This is a genomic window from Bacillus siamensis KCTC 13613 (genome assembly GCF_000262045.1).
GTDB classification, from domain to species: domain Bacteria; phylum Bacillota; class Bacilli; order Bacillales; family Bacillaceae; genus Bacillus; species Bacillus siamensis.
Genome location: NZ_AJVF01000037.1, coordinates 144,278 through 161,121, shown reverse-complemented (window position 1 = coordinate 161,121; position 16,844 = coordinate 144,278). Strand labels below are relative to the sequence as shown.

Below are 16,844 nucleotides of genomic sequence, written 5' to 3'. Positions count from 1 at the left end.
GATGAAAGGTCATGGAAAACAAAAACAAAACCGTCATCAAATCAATGGAGCTGCTTCATTTATTCCTGACCGAACCGAGCCTGAGCTTAAATGAGCTGGTTTCTCTATCGGAAATGCCGAAAACCTCGGTTCACCGGATGGCAAGTTCACTGGAGGAAATGGGATTTCTCACCCGGGCAGCGGATGGCCGTTATCAGCTTGGTCTGATCTTTTTACAATTCGGCCAGCTCGTCTCTGACCGTCTGGACATCAGGAAAATAGCCAAGCCAGTGATGGAAAAGCTGTGCGGTGAAGTGGATGAGGCCGTTCAGCTGATTATGAGGGACGGCGATGAAGCCATTTACGTCGATAAAATTGAGGGAACGCAAACCGTACGGCTTTATACTGCAATCGGCCGCCGGTCGCCGCTGTATGCGGGAGCGTGCGCCAGAAGCATTTTATCCTTTCTGCCGCGTGAGGAGATTGACACATACATTCAGAAAACAAAGCTTGCCGCAATCGCTTCAGGCACGATGACGAATCCGGCTGAAGTGCTTCAATCCATTGAAACGTCATTACAATCAGGATATACGATCAGCTATTCGGAATTAGAGGATTACACGGCAGCGATCGGGGCGCCGATTTTCAATCACGAAGGTAAGGTGGCTGCGGGAATCAGCATCGCCGGCTTTGAAGCCAGGTTTTCAGAGGACAGGCTGCCGTACTTAACCGAAAAAGTCAAAAACGCCGCTCGGCATATTTCTGAGAAATTGGGTTATTGACCGAGCCAATTTTTCTTCACTCGCGTACATTACAATATCGATAGTAACGAGTGGAGGAAAGAAAATGGGACTTGTTTATACGGCGCTTGGGGATTCTTTGACGACGGGAAGGGGATCCGGCCCGTTTTCCGCCGGTTTTGTTCAGCGGTTCGGACGTATGATGGCAGAAGATTTACAGACAAAAACCGACGTATCCATCTTTGCCAAATCAGGCCTTGAGACGGGAGAAATTCTCGGGCTTATGTCCTGGCCGTACATTCAGAGGCGGATTCAGGCTGCTGATATGATTACCATTACAGGCTGCGGCAACGATTTGATCGATTCGGTTCGGGAATATCAGCAAACATCGGACGCTTCGGTGTTCACCAGTGTGTCCAGTCACTGTCACGAGAACTTTGAAAAGATGATAGCCAAGATCACAGCCTTAAAAGGGCCGCACCCGTCTCCTTATGAGATCCGCGTCTTCAATTTATACAACCCTTTCCCGGGTATTTCCATTGCAGAGAAATGGATATCTTCTTATAATGCGCACCTCAGCACACTCGCATCGGCGCCGCACGTCAAAATCGCCGATGTCCACAGCGCTTTCAAAGGAAAGCTGAACGAATATCTCTCTCATGACCGCGTACACCCCAACGGCAGAGGATATGAAGTCATGGCATGCGTTCTCAGGGGGCTCGGATACGGAAGCCTCGCCCGCTCATAAACCGCGCGCTCCTTTTCATCGGGAGCGCGCTTTTTGTTCTCCTTAAAACAAACTTAAAATTGTCCGACTTTCGTTCTATCCGCGTAAAAAGTACGCTAGAATAATGGGGGATAAAGACAGAAATAGAATTGTGTTCAAAAAATGCTAACAGAAAGGATGGATTTTTTTGCTGCGCGTTTTAAAACTGTCACTCGCGATGCTGATTATTATACTTGCTGCTGCCGCATTTACGTATGCAGAACATACATCTGTCATACAGCCGATTATGCTCGTGTTTCTCGGTGCGGTCATGTTCATTCAGGGGCTGGAAGAAAAATGGAAAGAAAACGATAGCTCCGGGAAATTCAATATATATACCGCCGTTTTTGTATGGTCGATCTCTTTAATCGGTTTTACGCTTCACGTAATCTGAGTTTGATAGATCCTGAAAATGCTCCACAACGGGAAAAGGTGAATAAAAACGGTGCAGTAAGGCTTTCCATTCCTGATATTTCGGCGATCCGCGAAAGCCTTTTGTATGATCCTCTAATGTTTCCCATTCCACCAGCAGCAAATATTTATGCGTTTCCTCCATACATTTGGACAAGGAATGGGACAGATAACCTTTCATCCCCGCTATAATAGGCTCCGCCCGGCGAAATGCCGCTTCGAATTCTCCTTCAAGACCTTCTTTTACATGCAGCATGGCTGCTTCTCTGATCATTCGAAACTCCCCCTTTTATTAATAGATACATTGTATAAAAATATGGACAAAAATAGCTGAAAAACATAAAAATTTAAAACACTATAAATAAAAAATCCTTGCAAGCCTCATTTGGTTTAGGAGAAAATAACAATTGGAAGGCAGGGGAATAGACAGTGAAAAAAGGATTATACCTATTACTTTTACTCGCAGGAATCATAGGTTTAATCGGCTGCTCGAAATCGGAGTCAGCCGAAGACAGAATGAAAGATTTCGTAAAAGACTGGAATGGCGGTCATTACGATAAAATGTACCAAAGCCTCACCCAGGATGAAAAGAAAAAACTATCCAAAAAGGATTTTGTAAAACGATATGAAACCATTTATGAACAAGCAGGGGTCAAAAATCTGAAAGTCACTGCCGAAAAACAGGACGAAGACGATAAGAAAAAAGATGACCTTCAGCACATCGATTATAAAGTCAGCATGGATACAAAAGCAGGGAAGGTCGCCTTTGAAAATACGGCCGTCCTGAAAAAAGAAAAAACAGACGATGGAGAATCATGGAACATCGACTGGAATCCTTCTTTTATTTTCAAACAGCTTTCCGATGACAAAACCGTGCAGATCGCAAATGAAGAACCGAAGCGCGGGCAAATCTACGACAAAGACGGCAAAGGCCTGGCCGTGAATACGGAGGTGCCGGAAATCGGCATTATCCCTGGAAAACTCGGCAAGGATAAAGACAGCGTGATCAAAAAACTGTCTGAAAAACTGGACCTTTCTGAAGACGATATCAAAAGCAAACTGAATCAGGGTTGGGTAAAAGATGACTCCTATGTTCCGATTCAAAAAATCAGACCGGATGATGAAAGCAAGGTCAAAAGCCTGCTCGCATTAGACGGCGTGACGAAAACGAAAGTCAGCTCCCGCTACTATCCGTACGGTGAAAAAGCGGCCCATCTGACCGGATATATTAAAACAATCACAGCGGAGCAGCTGAAAAAAGCGAAAGAAGGCCAATACAGCGACACCTCCAAAATCGGCACCGCCGGCCTTGAAAATGTATACGAAGACAAGCTGCGCGGCACGACCGGCTGGAAAATTTATGTCCCGCAAACGGGAGAGGTCATTGCTGAAAAGAAAGCCGAAAACGGGCAGGATATTCATGTAACGATTGATATGAAAACGCAGACGAAGCTGTATGATTCCATGAAAGATGACAGCGGAGCGGCAGTCGCCCTTGAACCGCAAACGGGAGAGACCCTCGCGCTTGTCAGCGCACCGTCTTATGATCCGAACGGCTTTATTTTCGGCTGGGGCGGCAAAGAATGGAAAAAACTGAATGAAAATAAAGACAATCCGTTTTCAGCGAAATTCAACAAGCTGTATGCACCGGGATCAACGATTAAACCGATTGCCGCGGCAGTCGGCCTGACAAACGGCACATTGAAAGCGTCGGAAAAGAAAAAAATCACCGGAAAAGAGTGGCAGAAAGATTCAAGCTGGGGCGGTTACCATGTCACACGCGTATCAGAGCGCCTGAATGAAGTGGATCTCGAAAACGCGCTGATTACATCGGACAACATCTACTTTGCGCAAAATGCCATAGACACCGGAGCGGACGCGTTTACAAAAGGATTAAAAACATTTGGCTTTGACGAAGACATTCCGTACCAATTCCCGATTGAAAAGTCGTCAATCGCAAATGGCAAGCTTGATTCCGAGATTCTTCTCGGAGATACGGGCTACGGCCAAGGACAGATGCTGATGTCTCCGCTGCACTTAGCGGCTGATTATACCGCATTTGTAACAGACGGAAATCTCATCAAACCGACATTAATCAAAGACGGAGAAAAAACACCGAAAATCTGGCATAAGCAAGTAGTGTCCAAAGCCAATGCCGAAGAAATCACAAAAGGGCTGAGAGGCGTCGTTGAAGATCCGCGCGGCTCTGCATATCAGCCGGCCGTAAGCGGCATTACCGTAGCCGGAAAAACCGGCACAGCCGAGCTGAAAACGTCAAAAGAAGATAAAGACGGCAAAGAAAACGGCTGGTTTGTCGGCTACGATTATAAAAAGAAAGACCTCTTGATCGCGATGATGATTCAAGACGTCAAAAAACGCGGCGGAAGCCATTACGTCGTTGAAAAAGCAAAAAAACAGTTTCAGAATCATTAAATGACGATTTTTGCGGGCTGAAAGGAAAATCAGCCGCCGAAGCAGAATGAAACAGCATGGGCAATTCCTGAAAACAGAGAGACAAGGGCTCACTAAGAAAAAGGGGGATTTCACATGCAGCGTATTCAACTGGCTGAAGACCTGGAATTTTCAAGAGTGATACACGGGCTTTGGCGCCTGAACGAATGGAATTATTCGGACACAGAGCTGCTGGATCTGATTGAATGGTGTATCAGCCAAGGCATTACCACCTTCGACCATGCCGATATATACGGCAGTTATACATGTGAAAAGCTGTTCGGCGGTGCTTTGTCCCTTTCACCTTCAATAAGGGAGCAAATCGAAATCGTCACAAAATGCGGGATCGTCATTGAGTCGCCGGAACGGCCCGGCAACAAGCCGCACCATTATAATACGTCGAAATCTCATATCTTAGCGTCGGCTGAGCAGTCGCTCTTGAATCTGAATACGGATTATCTCGATGTGCTGCTCATTCATAGACCCGACCCGCTTATGGACCCGGAAGCTGTGGCTGAAGCGTTTCATGCGCTGAAAAGTTCGGGCAAGGTCAGATATTTTGGAGTGTCAAACTTTAAAGCGCACCAGTACAGAATGCTCGAATCCTATTTGGATGATCCGCTCATCACGAACCAAATTGAAATTTCTGCTTACGAGCTGGAAAATATTCATGACGGCACGCTGGATTTCTGTCAGGAAAAACGCATCCCGCCGATGGCGTGGTCACCGCTTGCGGGCGGAAGCGTTTTTACAGGCCAATCAGATAAGGACGTCCGGATCCGCGCCGCGCTTCGTTCCGTACAGGAAGAAATCGGCGCTGCGTCCATTGACGAAGTCATGTACGCATGGCTGTTCACCCATCCTGCCGACATCATGCCGATTGTCGGCAGCGGAAAACAGAGCCGCATTTCCGCCGCGGTGCGTGCATCAGCTTACACACTCAGCCATGATCAATGGTTTCGGGTTTATACAAGTGTCCAAGGTTATGATATTCCATAAACAAAACGCCCGGAAGGTATCTTCCCGGGCGTTTGTTTATGTGGTGTGCAATGTCTAAAAACAAGTAAGGTCACTTTGAAGTATAGCCGTTCAGATGAAAGGAACCAAGCGTCATGGCATATTATCTGACACATTTTTCTTATTCAATACTGTCACACGGACCAGTGCCAAATTGCCATTAGAAAATGGTTGAATAATCATTGAAAGCGTTTTATATTTTTAATTACAACACTTTCCCCGGAAGCACCCCCCATGTGCCGCATCCCCCACAACTAGAAAATCTGGAGGCGCGTTTCATGTATATGACAGCGAGAGAACAAAAATTAATGAAACATCTTTTACTGCAGAACCGGTACGAAACAGTGCATGAACTGGCGGAAGCTTTACAAGTCAGCACAAGAACCGTTCACCGCGAGTTAAAAACAATCAAACCGCTGATGGAATCATTCGGTTTGGCACTTGATAAACAGCCCGGCAAAGGACTGAAAGCGGTGGGAAACCCGGAGGATAAACAGAAGCTCCTGTCAGACCTGTCCTATGAACAGCAAGAATACAGCGCTGAGGAGCGGAAACTTTTAATCCTATGTTCACTATTAGAGTCCCAAGATCCGATCAAGCTCTACAGTCTGGCGAACGAACTCCAAGTGACAAACGCGACGATCAGTTATGATCTTGATGAGCTGGAGACTTGGATTGCGCCCTTCGGCTTGACGCTGATCCGAAAAAGAGGCTTCGGCATTCAGCTGACGGGACCGGAAAATGCGAAACGGAAAATCGTCGGCAATCTCATGGTCAACCGCCTTGATATTCAAAGCTTTTTGGAAGCGGTTGAATTGAATATTAAAGGAAAACCCGACGCTGCTGATAAAATGTTCGGCGTCGTAAATAAAGCGGAACTTTTGAAAATGGACCGGCTCTTGATTCAGCTCAAGGAAAAAATTTCGATCGCCTTATCTGACAGCTCCTATATGGCGCTGGCGGTTCATTTAACCTTTGCGATGGAGCGGATCAGACTCGGAGAAACCATCACGATGGAGGCTTCTGAACTAAAAGCGCTGCAGCAGACGAAGGAATACGGCTCCGCGCTCGAAATGGCAAAAGAGCTTGAAAAAGCCTTCGGCGTTTCGATACCGGAGGCTGAGATCAGCTATATCACCATCCATTTACGGAGCGCCAACCGCCAATACAAAACCGAATTCAAGCCCGAGAACATTGAAGTTGAAACGGCTTTGCAGACAAAGCAGCTGATCGGCTTCATTTCAGAAAAAATTAAAATGGATCTGACGGAAAACGGCTCTTTATACGACGGTTTAATCGCCCATCTCGAGCCTGCGATTAACCGGGTAAAAGAGAGTATCGACATGTACAACCCGATGACTCAGCAAATTAAACGCGACTACTTCCTGCTGTATATGGCCGTAGAAGAAGGAATGGAAAAATTCTTTCCGGGGCTTCATTTTCCTGAAGATGAGATCGCTTTCATCGTTCTGCACTTCGGCTCCGCCCTGGAAATCAAACGGGAAGAAGCGAAAATCAAAGCGCTGATCGTCTGTTCAAGCGGCATCGGGTCGTCCAAAATGCTCGCATCCAGACTGAAAAAAGAGCTCCCGGAAATCCGTTCCTTTGATATGTCTTCCCTTATTGAACTGAAGGACCGTGATACCGCCGCGTACGACATGATCGTGTCCACCGTGCCGATCCCGTATGAAAACATTGATTATGTCATGGTCAGTCCGCTTTTAAATGAAGAAGACGCCGATCAGGTCAAGCAGTACATCAAAAGAAAGATTCCGCTGATTCTTGACAAGAAAAGAAACGGCAGAAGAGAAGAGAACCAGCCGGAGACGCCTGATATGCTGGAAGCGGCCGGGCGTATGGCGCATTATGCGGCGGTTATCCAAAGCGTGCTGCGGAACTTTTCGATCAAATCCATTGATTCAAACATGGCGTATGAGCTGTTTTTGAACCGTATGTTTGCCATGCTGGAGGAAGAAGGATTGGTTCATCATGCCCGAAAAACCGCACAGCGCCTTGCAGAGCGTGAAGAACAGGGAGGGCTCGGCATTCCGGGAACGGCAATGGCGCTGTACCATCTCAAAAATGAAGAAATTGTCACGCCTTTTTTCAAAATTTATGATTTGACAGCTCCATGCAGTGTCAAAGGCATGGACGGAAATTCCCTGACCGTCGGCCGCGCTTTAGTGATGATGGCGCCGGCTGATATGCCCGCTGAAGGGTCGGAAATATTAAGTGCGGTCAGCTCGGCCATCATTGAATCCGAAGCCAGTATAAAAGCCTTCCAGACTGAGGATCAGGCCGATTTATACAAACGTTTAAACAGGCTGTTCTATCATTTCATTCAGGAAAAAGGACAGCGCTGAACAGATGGCGCACACCTCATATGGGGTGTGTTTTTTTCTGTATGTATGAGGGTAAGGGGAAGGGAAGAAACTAAAACATGGGACTATTGTATCATTCACGAATGGAATAGTTCTAAAACAAAATAGTTTTACAAGTTATATTTTTTGGTTTAAAATGGGTTGCGTGAGGAAGAAAATCTGACAGAGTTTTTTGTGATTTATGATTATGGGAGATGAAAATATGGAGACATTACAGCATCTGATTCTGCACGACATTTCAAATAGCGAAGAGATCGAAGCTGTAAAAAGCGGTGCGCATACCCTGACTTACGCGGAATATCGAAAACGAATCAACCAGCTTGCGCAATCGCTTCTTGATAAAGGAATAAAAAAAGACGACAGAGTGGCGATGCTTTGTAAAAACGGCCACGCGTCATCTATCGTCATGTTTGCGGCACTTGAAATCGGAGCGGTGGTTGTGCCGGTCAGCTGGCAATTAACACCGTATGAAATGAAAGGCATTTTAGCAGCCTGTGAACCGAAAGCTGTTTTTTACGGCACTGAATTTAAAGAGATTATGGAAGAAGTGCTTCCTGCGCTTGCATCTTCTCTTAAACTGAAGGTCGTGACCGGAACAGCTGCGGAGACAACGCCTGAGTTTGACGCTTTATTGACAGGCTCCGGCGATACACCGGACGTCGAAACAGTGTCCGAAAACGATACGGCATTGCTGATGTTTACCTCGGGTACTACTGGCAATCCGAAACGCTGCATGATCACTCACGGCGGCATATACAACTACGTAAAAGCGACATTGGCATACACGGGGAGAATGCAGAATGTCCGCTTCTTAGCATGCCATCCGAATTACCATACGAGCGCGATTATCTGCCAGATGGTCGGCACGATGAGCGGAACGACATTCATTATGACAGACAATCAGGATCCTGTAGAAAACTTGAAGCTCATCGAAAAGGAGAAAATTCAAACCATCATGGCGCTTCCTGTCTATTACACATACTTGCTGAAAGCCTGGGAAAAGCACCAGACTGACATGTCTTCTATCGTTTATTTGATGACTGGAGGAACAAAGGTGCCAAGCAGCCTGATCCAGCAGTATCGCGACATCGGCATTCCGCTCATGCACGGATACGGAAGCACTGAAGCATGGGGCATCAGCTCTTGGAATCCGCAAATGGGAATGGATAAAGCCGCTTCTGCGGGTAAACCGATGGAAGAAGTGGACGTCCGCATTGAAGATCCGGAAACAGGCGAAGTCCTTCCGCAAGGCTCAATCGGAGAAGTCGTTGTGACAAATCCGTTTTTATTCAAAGGGTACGAAGATAACGAAGAAGCGACACGGAAAGTGCTGAAAGACGGCTGGTTCCATACGGGCGATTCTGGATATGTGGATGAAGACGGATTTATCTATATCACCGGACGTTATAAAGATGTCATCATCTACGGAGGCGACAATATTTATCCTGACCAGATTGAAGAGGTCATTCAGCAAGTGCCGGGAATTCTTGAAACGGCGGTTGTCGGTATCCCTGATCCGCTTTACGGTGAAAAACCGAAAGCGTTCATCGTGACAAACGGCAGAGAAGGCCTGACAGAAGATGAAGTGACCCGATTCCTTCAAGAACGTCTTGCTGCCTTTAAAATTCCAGAGATTGAGTTCGTCAGCGAACTTCCGAAAAACAACCTTGGAAAAGTGAGAAAAGACGTTCTCCGCAAACAAGCGGTACGTTCATAATTGAAAACCTAAACCCGGCTGCCGGCCGGGTTTTTTTTCTTGCGTTTCATGTGAAACATTTTTCTCCGAAAACATTTTGAACTGTCTCATTCATGTTTATCCAAAAGCCAGCAGAGGTAGACAAGAAATATGACAACGAACAATAAGGAGGAACTTGACATGGAAAACTATCCGAAGGAATTCCCTGCAAAATCACAAAACCGCCAGCCGGGCATTGAGAACGAAATGAATCCGGCGCCTGTTTACGAATACAAAGAATATAAAGGCGCTGATAAACTAAAAGGGAAAACCGCGCTTATCACAGGGGGCGACAGCGGTATCGGACGCGCCGTAGCGGTCGCTTACGCAAAGGAAGGCGCAAATGTCGCGATCGTCTATTTTGATGAAAACGGAGATGCGGAGGATACAAAAAAACGAGTGGAAGAAGAAGGCGTAAAATGTCTGTTAATCTCCGGCGATGTCGGTGAGGAAGACTTTTGCAATGAAGCCGTTGAAAAAACGGTTGAAGAATTCGGACGTCTTGATATTCTCGTGAATAACGCCGGGGAACAGCATCCGAAAGAAAGCATTAAGGACATTACAAGCGAGCAGCTTCACAGAACCTTTAAGACAAACTTTTACTCACAATTTTATTTGACTAAAAAAGCAATTGATTACATGAAGCCGGGCAGCGCGATCATCAATACGACATCCATTAATCCATACACAGGCAATCCGCAGCTGATTGACTACACGGCTACGAAAGGCGCGATTAACGGTTTTACGCGATCCATGGCGCAAGCGCTCGTCAACGACGGTATCCGTGTCAACGCCGTGGCGCCGGGACCGATCTGGACACCGCTTATTCCGGCGACATTCTCGGAAGAAACCGTCGCTTCCTTCGGTCAGGATACGCCGATGGGCCGGGCAGGCCAGCCTGTTGAGCATGTCGGCTGCTATGTGCTCTTGGCCTCAGATGAATCATCTTATATGACCGGACAGACGCTGCATGTCAACGGCGGCAGATTTGTGACCACATAAGGAGGCTGAAGCATGACAATATCGAAGCAAGACGTAAATGCATACTATCAAAAAGCGGGAATCGTTCTGACTGATGATGAAGTCGAAGATATTCAAATCATGGATTACGGCTTAGGCAAGCTTGAGGAAACCGGGCTTCAGCTGTTTATTTATGTGAATACCGACCGCTACTGTTCAAAAGAATTGGTGCTCTTCCCGCGCCAGACGTGTCCGGAACACCGTCATCCGCCGGTCGGCGGCGAAAAGGGAAAACAAGAGACATTCCGCTGCCGCTGGGGGAAGGTGTATCTCTACGTGGAAGGCGAAAAGGCAGAGAACCCAAGCGTCCTTCCGCCGGAAGAAGATAAGGAATACTACACCGTCTGGAATGAAATTGTGCTGGAACCGGGCGGACAATACACCATTCCGCCGGATACGAAACATTGGTTCCAAGCAGGAGAGGAAGGGGCCGTCGTTACGGAAATGTCATCGCCAAGCACGGATGATCATGACATTTTTACCGACCCGCGCATTTAAAGATGAGGCTGCACGCCTCATCTTTTTTTGTATGGAAAAAAATGAATTTACCTGTATAATGGCTAATAAAGGAAAGAAGGTGTGATCGTGTTTTCCTGTCAAATCCGGGAACATCTGACGATCAGATTGCTTACCAAAGAAGATACGGACGAATTGTATTCTGTTATGAAGCGAAATCAAAACCATCTCAGCGAATGGCTCAGCTGGGCGGAAGAACTGGCTGATATCGATACGTACCGCGATGTGATCATTCCGGAATGGCGCTATAAATACGCGGAAGAGAATGGTTTCGACGCCGGAATTTTTGTAAAGGGCCGGTTTTGCGGCATGATCAGCATCCATAATGTCGATACAGTCAATCAAAAAGCGGAAATCGGCTACTGGCTGGATCGGGAGCATGAAGGATTCGGCATCATCACCGCAAGCTGCAGGGCGGTTATCACCCATGCATTTCAGGGCCTCGGGCTGAACCGCATCATGATCAGCGCCGCTGAAAAAAACACGAAAAGCAGGGCGGTGGCGGAACGGCTTGGATTTCAGAAAGAAGGACTGACGAGAGAAGGCATTTTCGTACAGGGCGCATACCATGACACGGTGAATTACAGCATGCTGAAGCGGGAATGGAGCGAAGAACGGCAGAAGAGCACATTTCTTGGTTTAAATGTCTCCCCAATGTGGAAAAGTAACAGCGGAGACGTTAAAAAGGAGTGATTCTTCATGAATCAAAATGAAATCAAAGAAAAAGTGCTTGAAGTACTGGATCATCATAAAGTCGGTTCGCTTGCGACAGTAGAGCAAGGCAAGCCGCATTCACGCTACATGACATTTTTCCATGACGGCTTAACAATTTATACGCCGACGAGCAAAGACACTCATAAAGCGGAAGAAATTGAAAACAATCCGAATGTTCATATTCTGTTAGGGTATGACTGTGACGGATTCGGTGACGCTTATGTGGAAGTGGCCGGAACCGCCAAACTGAACAACTCAGCAGATTTAAAAGAAAAGCTGTGGGATTCGAAACTGGAACGCTGGTTTGACGGAAAAGACGATCCGAACCTGGTGATTCTCGAAATTGAACCGAAGCAGATCAAGCTCATGAACGCGGGTGAAAAAACGCCGGCCGAGCTGGAACTTTAATAAATCATTTGATTATTCAGGGGCAATCTGTTATACTTAACTGCTAAGTGACAACATGCAAATAAAAAAGAAAGTAAACTTCTTTTTTCTGTTTTGATATAGAAGCTTCAGGCTTCAACGGACAGCTTGAAAAAAAGCTGAGCTTATTCTTTTCCTTCTGATATTCGCCCCTAACGAAGAGATGGAAAAAAGACTTTTTGTTTTACAATTCACACCGGCGCGGCTTCGGAGCCGCAGTGACGATTGAGAGGTAGGGCTTTCGTTGTCTTGTGTTCAAGAACTTCCATGGTGTTTACTTTCGAAGAATGATTCTGTCGGAACTGTTAATACGAATCACCCGCGGGCTAAGGCGGGCAACCATATATTATTTATTTGCGTAAGAAAAGAATAAGACAAAACCGCGCCGGACATCCGGGCGGTTTTTTTATGTAAACGGCCGAAACCTCGCCGCAGTCTGCAGAGTCTAATCAGTATGAAAAGATTTGGAGGAATCATACATTGCACGTTATTACTTCACAAGTACTGTTTATCTTCTGTTTTCTGCTGCTGATACATTCGATTGAAACGCTTGCCTATGCAACACGGCTTTCCGGCGCGAGAGTCGGATTTATCGCGTCCGCGCTGTCATTATTTAATGTCATGGTTATCGTGTCGCGCATGTCAAACATGGTTCAGCAGCCGTTTACCGGACATCTGATTGATGCCGCCGGATCAAACGCTCTGTCTGTTGTGGGCGCCCAGTTTCGATTTTTAATATTCGGCTCCACGGTCGGAACGATGCTCGGCATCTGTCTTTTGCCGACATTCGTCGCGTTATTCTCCAGGGCGATTATACACTTGGCGGACGGAGGAGGCTCCGTCATGCAGGTATTTAAAAAAGGATTTTCACTGAACGGGCTTAAGCATGCGCGTTCTTATATCAGACTGCCGTCAGTCTCCTATTTAAAGGGGCTTCAATTCCGAATGATCCCGAAACGCTTGTTTGTCATTAATATGGTCATTACGTCGATTTACACGATCGGCGTTCTGTCCGCTCTGTACGCCGGCCTTCTGGCGCCTGAGCACAGCACGACGGCCGTGATGGCATCAGGCTTAATCAACGGAGTTGCGACTATGCTGTTGGCCGTGTTTGTTGACCCGAAAGTCTCCGTACTGGCAGACGATGTGGCGAAGGGCAAGCGCAGCTACGTCTCCTTAAAATGGACATCATTGACGATGGTCACATCAAGGGTCGCGGGCACGCTTCTCGCCCAGCTCGTATTCATCCCCGGCGCTTATTATATCGCCTGGGTGACGAAATGGATGTAACGCATGAAAAAAGCTCCTCTGCAGAAGAGGAGCTTTTTTATTGATAATTTCTCAGGCCGCGATCATAAATAAAATTACCGAACGGAATAAAGGCCGCGATAAAACCGGCGGCTGACCATTTCACATGCCATTTGACAGTAAACGCCACATACGCCAGCACCGCCAGATAAATGATAAACAAACCGCCGTGAATGGAACCGGCAATGGTGACGGCGAGCGGATGATGAGCCCAATACTTCAGCGGCATCGCGATAAACAGCAGCACCAAAAGCGACATTCCTTCAATAAACCCCATCGTGCGAAGTCTGCCGATCGGCGTGTGTAACATACAGCTCCCTCCTGTCGGACATCTTTTTTCCTCTATACTATAAGCAAAGGGCAGTCCTAATATGACCATTTCGCGTCTGTTCCTGAAAAAACCTTCATGATTTCAGCCTGTTGTTCTTGTCATTTTTCGGATTTCTCTTGATAATATAGCCAAAAGGGTAAGGAAGGACTACAGTCATGAAACTAGATAATGTGGATCTGAGCATCATTAAAGAGCTGCAGCGGGACAGCCGCCTGTCCATGCGGGAGCTGGGCAGAAAAATCAAATTGTCAGCCCCGTCCGTCACAGAGCGTGTCAGACAGCTTGAATCCTTCGGCGTTATTAAGCGCTATACATTGGACATTGATCAAAAAAAGATCGGGCTCCCCGTCTCCTGCATTGTCGAAGCGACGGTGAAAAACGGAAAATACGATCAATTCAAAACCTACATTCAATCCATTCCTAACATTGAATTTTGTTTTCGGGTCGCCGGGGCGGCGTGTTATATGCTGAAGATTAACGCGGACAGTCTGGAAACCATCGAACACTTCATCAACCGCACCTCTCCGTATGCCCAAACCGTGACCCACGTCATTTTCTCAGAAATTGACACAAAAAACGTCCTCGATTAGAGAGAGCGTGAGGAAGTCTGTTATAATAACAGGATGAGTGTGAAAGAAAGAGAAGTGAAAAGCATGTCAAAAACAGTTGTATTAGCTGAAAAACCTTCAGTCGGCCGGGACTTGGCCCGCGTTCTGAAATGTCATAAAAAAGGAAACGGATATCTTGAAGGCGACCGCTACATCGTCACATGGGCGCTCGGGCATCTGGTAACGCTCGCTGACCCTGAAGGATACGGCAAAGAATTTCAATCATGGCGGCTTGAGGATCTGCCGATTATTCCGGAGCCTTTAAAGCTCGTCGTCATTAAAAAAACAGGAAAACAGTTCAATGCGGTCAAAGCTCAGCTTGTCCGGAAAGACGTCAGCCAGATCGTAATCGCTACAGACGCAGGACGGGAAGGGGAACTTGTGGCCCGCTGGATTATCGAAAAGGCAAACGTCCGCAAACCGATTAAGCGGCTGTGGATTTCCTCTGTGACAGATAAGGCGATTAAAGAAGGATTTCAAAAGCTCCGCAGCGGCAAAGAGTACGAAAACCTGTATCATTCCGCTGTTGCCAGAGCGGAAGCGGATTGGATCGTCGGCATCAACGCGACCCGCGCCCTGACCACGAAATTTAACGCGCAGCTGTCATGCGGACGCGTCCAGACTCCGACACTGGCGATGATCGCCAAACGCGAAGCGGATATTCAGGCGTTCAAACCCGTTCCTTATTACGGTCTCCGCGCGGCGGCTGATCAGATGACGCTGACATGGCAGGATAAAAAAACAAAGCAGACAAGAACGTTCGATCAGACGGTGACCGGCCGTTTGGCAAAAGACCTGCAAGGAAAGCCGGCAGTCATTTCAGAATTGAAAAAAACGGCGAAGAAAAGCTTCGCTCCCGGTCTTTACGACTTGACGGAATTGCAGCGGGACGCTCATAAGCGCTTCGGTTTCTCCGCAAAAGAGACGCTGTCCGTGCTTCAAAAGCTGTATGAACAGCATAAGCTTGTCACTTACCCGCGGACGGATTCCAGATTCCTTTCCGCAGACATCGTGCCGACTTTAAAAGACCGTTTAAACGGTATGGAAGTTAAGCCGTACGCCCAGTACGTCAATCAAATACTGAAGCGGGGCGTCAAAGCGCATAAAGGATTCGTCAATGATGCGAAAGTATCGGATCACCATGCCATCATTCCGACAGAGGAGCCGCTGATCCTTTCAAGCCTCAGCGACAAAGAACGAAAGCTTTACGATCTGATTGCCAAACGTTTTCTCGCCGTGTTAATGCCGGCGTTCGAATACGAAGAAACAAAGGTCACAGCCGATATCGGCGGCGAAACATTTACCGCAAAAGGGAAAACGGTTCAATCGCCTGGCTGGAAAGCCGTGTATGATATGTACGAGGATGACGACGATCATGAGGAAGACAAAGACCAGACGCTCCCGGATCTTCAGCAGGGGCAGCGCCTCACTGTCTCATCATTGAAAGAAACGAGCGGTCAGACGAAACCGCCGGCGCGCTTTAATGAAGGCACGCTGTTATCCGCGATGGAGAACCCAAGCGCCTTTATGCAGGGAGAAGAGAAGAACCTTGTGAAAACATTGGGTGAAACCGGCGGACTCGGAACAGTCGCCACCCGCGCTGATATCATTGAAAAACTGTTCAACAGTTTCTTGATCGAGAAAAAAGAAAAAGATATTTTCATTACGTCAAAAGGGAAGCAGCTCTTACAGCTCGTCCCGGAAGATTTAAAATCGCCGGCCTTAACCGCTGATTGGGAGCAAAAGCTCTCCGCCATCGCAGCGGGCAAACTGAAATCCGCCGTGTTCATTAAAGACATGAAAACATATGCGGGCAAAACGGTGAAGGAAATCAAAAACAGCAGCCAGACTTTCAGACATGACAACATTTCAGGCACCGCCTGCCCTGATTGCGGCAAAATGATGCTTAAAGTCAACGGCAAACGCGGCACGATGCTCGTATGTCAGGATCGTGAGTGCGGCAGCCGGAAAACGCTGGCAAGAAAAACAAACGCCCGCTGTCCGAACTGTCATAAGAAAATGGAGCTTCGCGGCCAGGGCGAAGGCCAAACCTTCGCATGTGTATGCGGCCACCGGGAGAAACTGTCCGTCTTTGAAAAGCGCAAGGCGAAAGATAAATCCGGACGCGCATCCAAGCGGGACATCAACTCTTATATGAAAAGCCAAAACAAAGAGGAGCCGATGAACAACGCGCTGGCAGAACAGCTGAAAAAACTCGGCCTGGATAAATAAATCAGAGAAAGGCAGCATTTTTAAAGAAATGCTGCCTTTTGTCGTGTTTTCCCTGTATTGGGAATGAAATCCAAACAAACAGGGAAAAGGAGAACCGGCGGCGTCCCTATTTTAAAATTTCCCAATGTGAAAATATGCTAGTATTCTTTTATCGTTTCTTATATAGTAAAAATTGCTTTGTGAAAAATAAGATATAGGTATAAAAAAGG

The 16,844-nt window shown here is 47.1% G+C and carries 16 protein-coding genes; 14 read left to right on the top strand and 2 right to left on the bottom strand.

The features are described from left to right. The first annotated feature begins 11 nt into the window (after positions 1–11). From Y79_RS0108200 to Y79_RS0108190, 3 genes are all read left to right on the top strand, one after another. Complete coding sequence (locus Y79_RS0108200) at positions 12–761, top strand: IclR family transcriptional regulator (protein ID WP_016937230.1); 750 nt, start codon at positions 12–14, stop codon at positions 759–761. A gap of 64 nt (positions 762–825) precedes the next feature. Further along, positions 826–1,467 (top strand): GDSL-type esterase/lipase family protein, encoded by a 642-nt coding sequence (locus tag Y79_RS0108195; protein ID WP_016937229.1) that lies wholly within the window; start codon positions 826–828, stop codon positions 1,465–1,467. Between the two features lie 196 nt (positions 1,468–1,663). Next, positions 1,664–1,879, top strand: coding sequence for a YczI family protein (locus tag Y79_RS0108190; RefSeq protein ID WP_395941101.1), 216 nt, complete (start codon positions 1,664–1,666; stop codon positions 1,877–1,879). Here the strand turns inward: Y79_RS0108190 and Y79_RS0108185 are convergent. Continuing rightward, a complete protein-coding gene (locus Y79_RS0108185; protein WP_016937227.1) occupies positions 1,850–2,170 on the bottom strand; it encodes an antibiotic biosynthesis monooxygenase family protein in 321 nt (106 codons plus the stop codon). The genes Y79_RS0108190 and Y79_RS0108185 overlap by 30 nt on opposite strands. A 155-nt stretch (positions 2,171–2,325) precedes the next feature. On the opposite strand from Y79_RS0108185, the gene Y79_RS0108180 reads away from it, so the two are divergent. The 9 genes from Y79_RS0108180 (at position 2,326) to Y79_RS0108135 (ending at position 13,446) form a co-directional block, all read left to right on the top strand. After that, entirely contained in the window at positions 2,326–4,329 is a 2,004-nt protein-coding gene (locus Y79_RS0108180; RefSeq protein WP_016937226.1) for a penicillin-binding transpeptidase domain-containing protein, read from the top strand. Positions 4,330–4,443: 114 nt separating this feature from the next. Continuing rightward, a complete protein-coding gene (locus tag Y79_RS0108175) occupies positions 4,444–5,346 on the top strand; it encodes an aldo/keto reductase (RefSeq protein WP_016937225.1) in 903 nt (300 codons plus the stop codon). Between the two features lie 296 nt (positions 5,347–5,642). Next, entirely contained in the window at positions 5,643–7,727 is a 2,085-nt protein-coding gene (locus Y79_RS0108170) for a BglG family transcription antiterminator (RefSeq protein WP_016937224.1), read from the top strand. Between the two features lie 220 nt (positions 7,728–7,947). Beyond that, positions 7,948–9,462, top strand: coding sequence for a class I adenylate-forming enzyme family protein (locus Y79_RS0108165; protein ID WP_029575271.1), 1,515 nt, complete (start codon positions 7,948–7,950; stop codon positions 9,460–9,462). A 159-nt stretch (positions 9,463–9,621) separates the two neighbouring features. Beyond that, positions 9,622–10,482, top strand: a complete 861-nt coding sequence (locus tag Y79_RS0108155; RefSeq protein WP_016937221.1) for an SDR family oxidoreductase — start codon at positions 9,622–9,624, stop codon at positions 10,480–10,482. A gap of 12 nt (positions 10,483–10,494) precedes the next feature. Further along, positions 10,495–10,998 (top strand): D-lyxose/D-mannose family sugar isomerase, encoded by a 504-nt coding sequence (locus tag Y79_RS0108150; RefSeq protein WP_016937220.1) that lies wholly within the window; start codon positions 10,495–10,497, stop codon positions 10,996–10,998. 87 nt (positions 10,999–11,085) lie between these two features. Then, positions 11,086–11,709: a GNAT family N-acetyltransferase gene (locus Y79_RS0108145; RefSeq protein ID WP_029575270.1), complete on the top strand. Its 624-nt coding sequence runs from the start codon at positions 11,086–11,088 to the stop codon at positions 11,707–11,709. Positions 11,710–11,715: 6 nt separating this feature from the next. Next, positions 11,716–12,138, top strand: coding sequence for a pyridoxamine 5'-phosphate oxidase family protein (locus Y79_RS0108140; RefSeq protein WP_016937218.1), 423 nt, complete (start codon positions 11,716–11,718; stop codon positions 12,136–12,138). Positions 12,139–12,636: 498 nt separating this feature from the next. Continuing rightward, positions 12,637–13,446, top strand: coding sequence for a lipid II flippase Amj family protein (locus Y79_RS0108135; protein WP_014304362.1), 810 nt, complete (start codon positions 12,637–12,639; stop codon positions 13,444–13,446). Positions 13,447–13,483: 37 nt separating this feature from the next. Here Y79_RS0108135 and Y79_RS0108130 read toward each other — a convergent pair whose 3' ends face one another. Then, entirely contained in the window at positions 13,484–13,774 is a 291-nt protein-coding gene (locus Y79_RS0108130; protein WP_016937217.1) for a DUF3817 domain-containing protein, read from the bottom strand. 176 nt (positions 13,775–13,950) lie between these two features. On the opposite strand from Y79_RS0108130, the gene Y79_RS0108125 reads away from it, so the two are divergent. After that, entirely contained in the window at positions 13,951–14,385 is a 435-nt protein-coding gene (locus Y79_RS0108125; protein ID WP_003156263.1) for a transcriptional regulator LrpC, read from the top strand. A 63-nt stretch (positions 14,386–14,448) separates the two neighbouring features. Next, on the top strand, positions 14,449–16,635 hold the full coding sequence (locus Y79_RS0108120) for a DNA topoisomerase III (RefSeq protein ID WP_029575269.1): 2,187 nt from the start codon (positions 14,449–14,451) through the stop codon (positions 16,633–16,635). Positions 16,636–16,844 lie beyond the last annotated feature (209 nt).

Coding starts and splice junctions, on each gene's coding strand:
- Y79_RS0108125 (WP_003156263.1), top strand. CDS start 13,951: ATGAAACTAGATAATGTGGATCTGAGCATCATTAAAGAGCTGCAGCGG.
- Y79_RS0108170 (WP_016937224.1), top strand. CDS start 5,643: ATGTATATGACAGCGAGAGAACAAAAATTAATGAAACATCTTTTACTG.
- Y79_RS0108190 (WP_395941101.1), top strand. CDS start 1,664: ATGCTGATTATTATACTTGCTGCTGCCGCATTTACGTATGCAGAACAT.
- Y79_RS0108175 (WP_016937225.1), top strand. CDS start 4,444: ATGCAGCGTATTCAACTGGCTGAAGACCTGGAATTTTCAAGAGTGATA.
- Y79_RS0108155 (WP_016937221.1), top strand. CDS start 9,622: ATGGAAAACTATCCGAAGGAATTCCCTGCAAAATCACAAAACCGCCAG.
- Y79_RS0108195 (WP_016937229.1), top strand. CDS start 826: ATGGGACTTGTTTATACGGCGCTTGGGGATTCTTTGACGACGGGAAGG.
- Y79_RS0108140 (WP_016937218.1), top strand. CDS start 11,716: ATGAATCAAAATGAAATCAAAGAAAAAGTGCTTGAAGTACTGGATCAT.
- Y79_RS0108150 (WP_016937220.1), top strand. CDS start 10,495: ATGACAATATCGAAGCAAGACGTAAATGCATACTATCAAAAAGCGGGA.
- Y79_RS0108165 (WP_029575271.1), top strand. CDS start 7,948: ATGGAGACATTACAGCATCTGATTCTGCACGACATTTCAAATAGCGAA.
- Y79_RS0108185 (WP_016937227.1), bottom strand. CDS start 2,170: ATGATCAGAGAAGCAGCCATGCTGCATGTAAAAGAAGGTCTTGAAGGA.
- Y79_RS0108200 (WP_016937230.1), top strand. CDS start 12: ATGGAAAACAAAAACAAAACCGTCATCAAATCAATGGAGCTGCTTCAT.
- Y79_RS0108130 (WP_016937217.1), bottom strand. CDS start 13,774: ATGTTACACACGCCGATCGGCAGACTTCGCACGATGGGGTTTATTGAA.
- Y79_RS0108120 (WP_029575269.1), top strand. CDS start 14,449: ATGTCAAAAACAGTTGTATTAGCTGAAAAACCTTCAGTCGGCCGGGAC.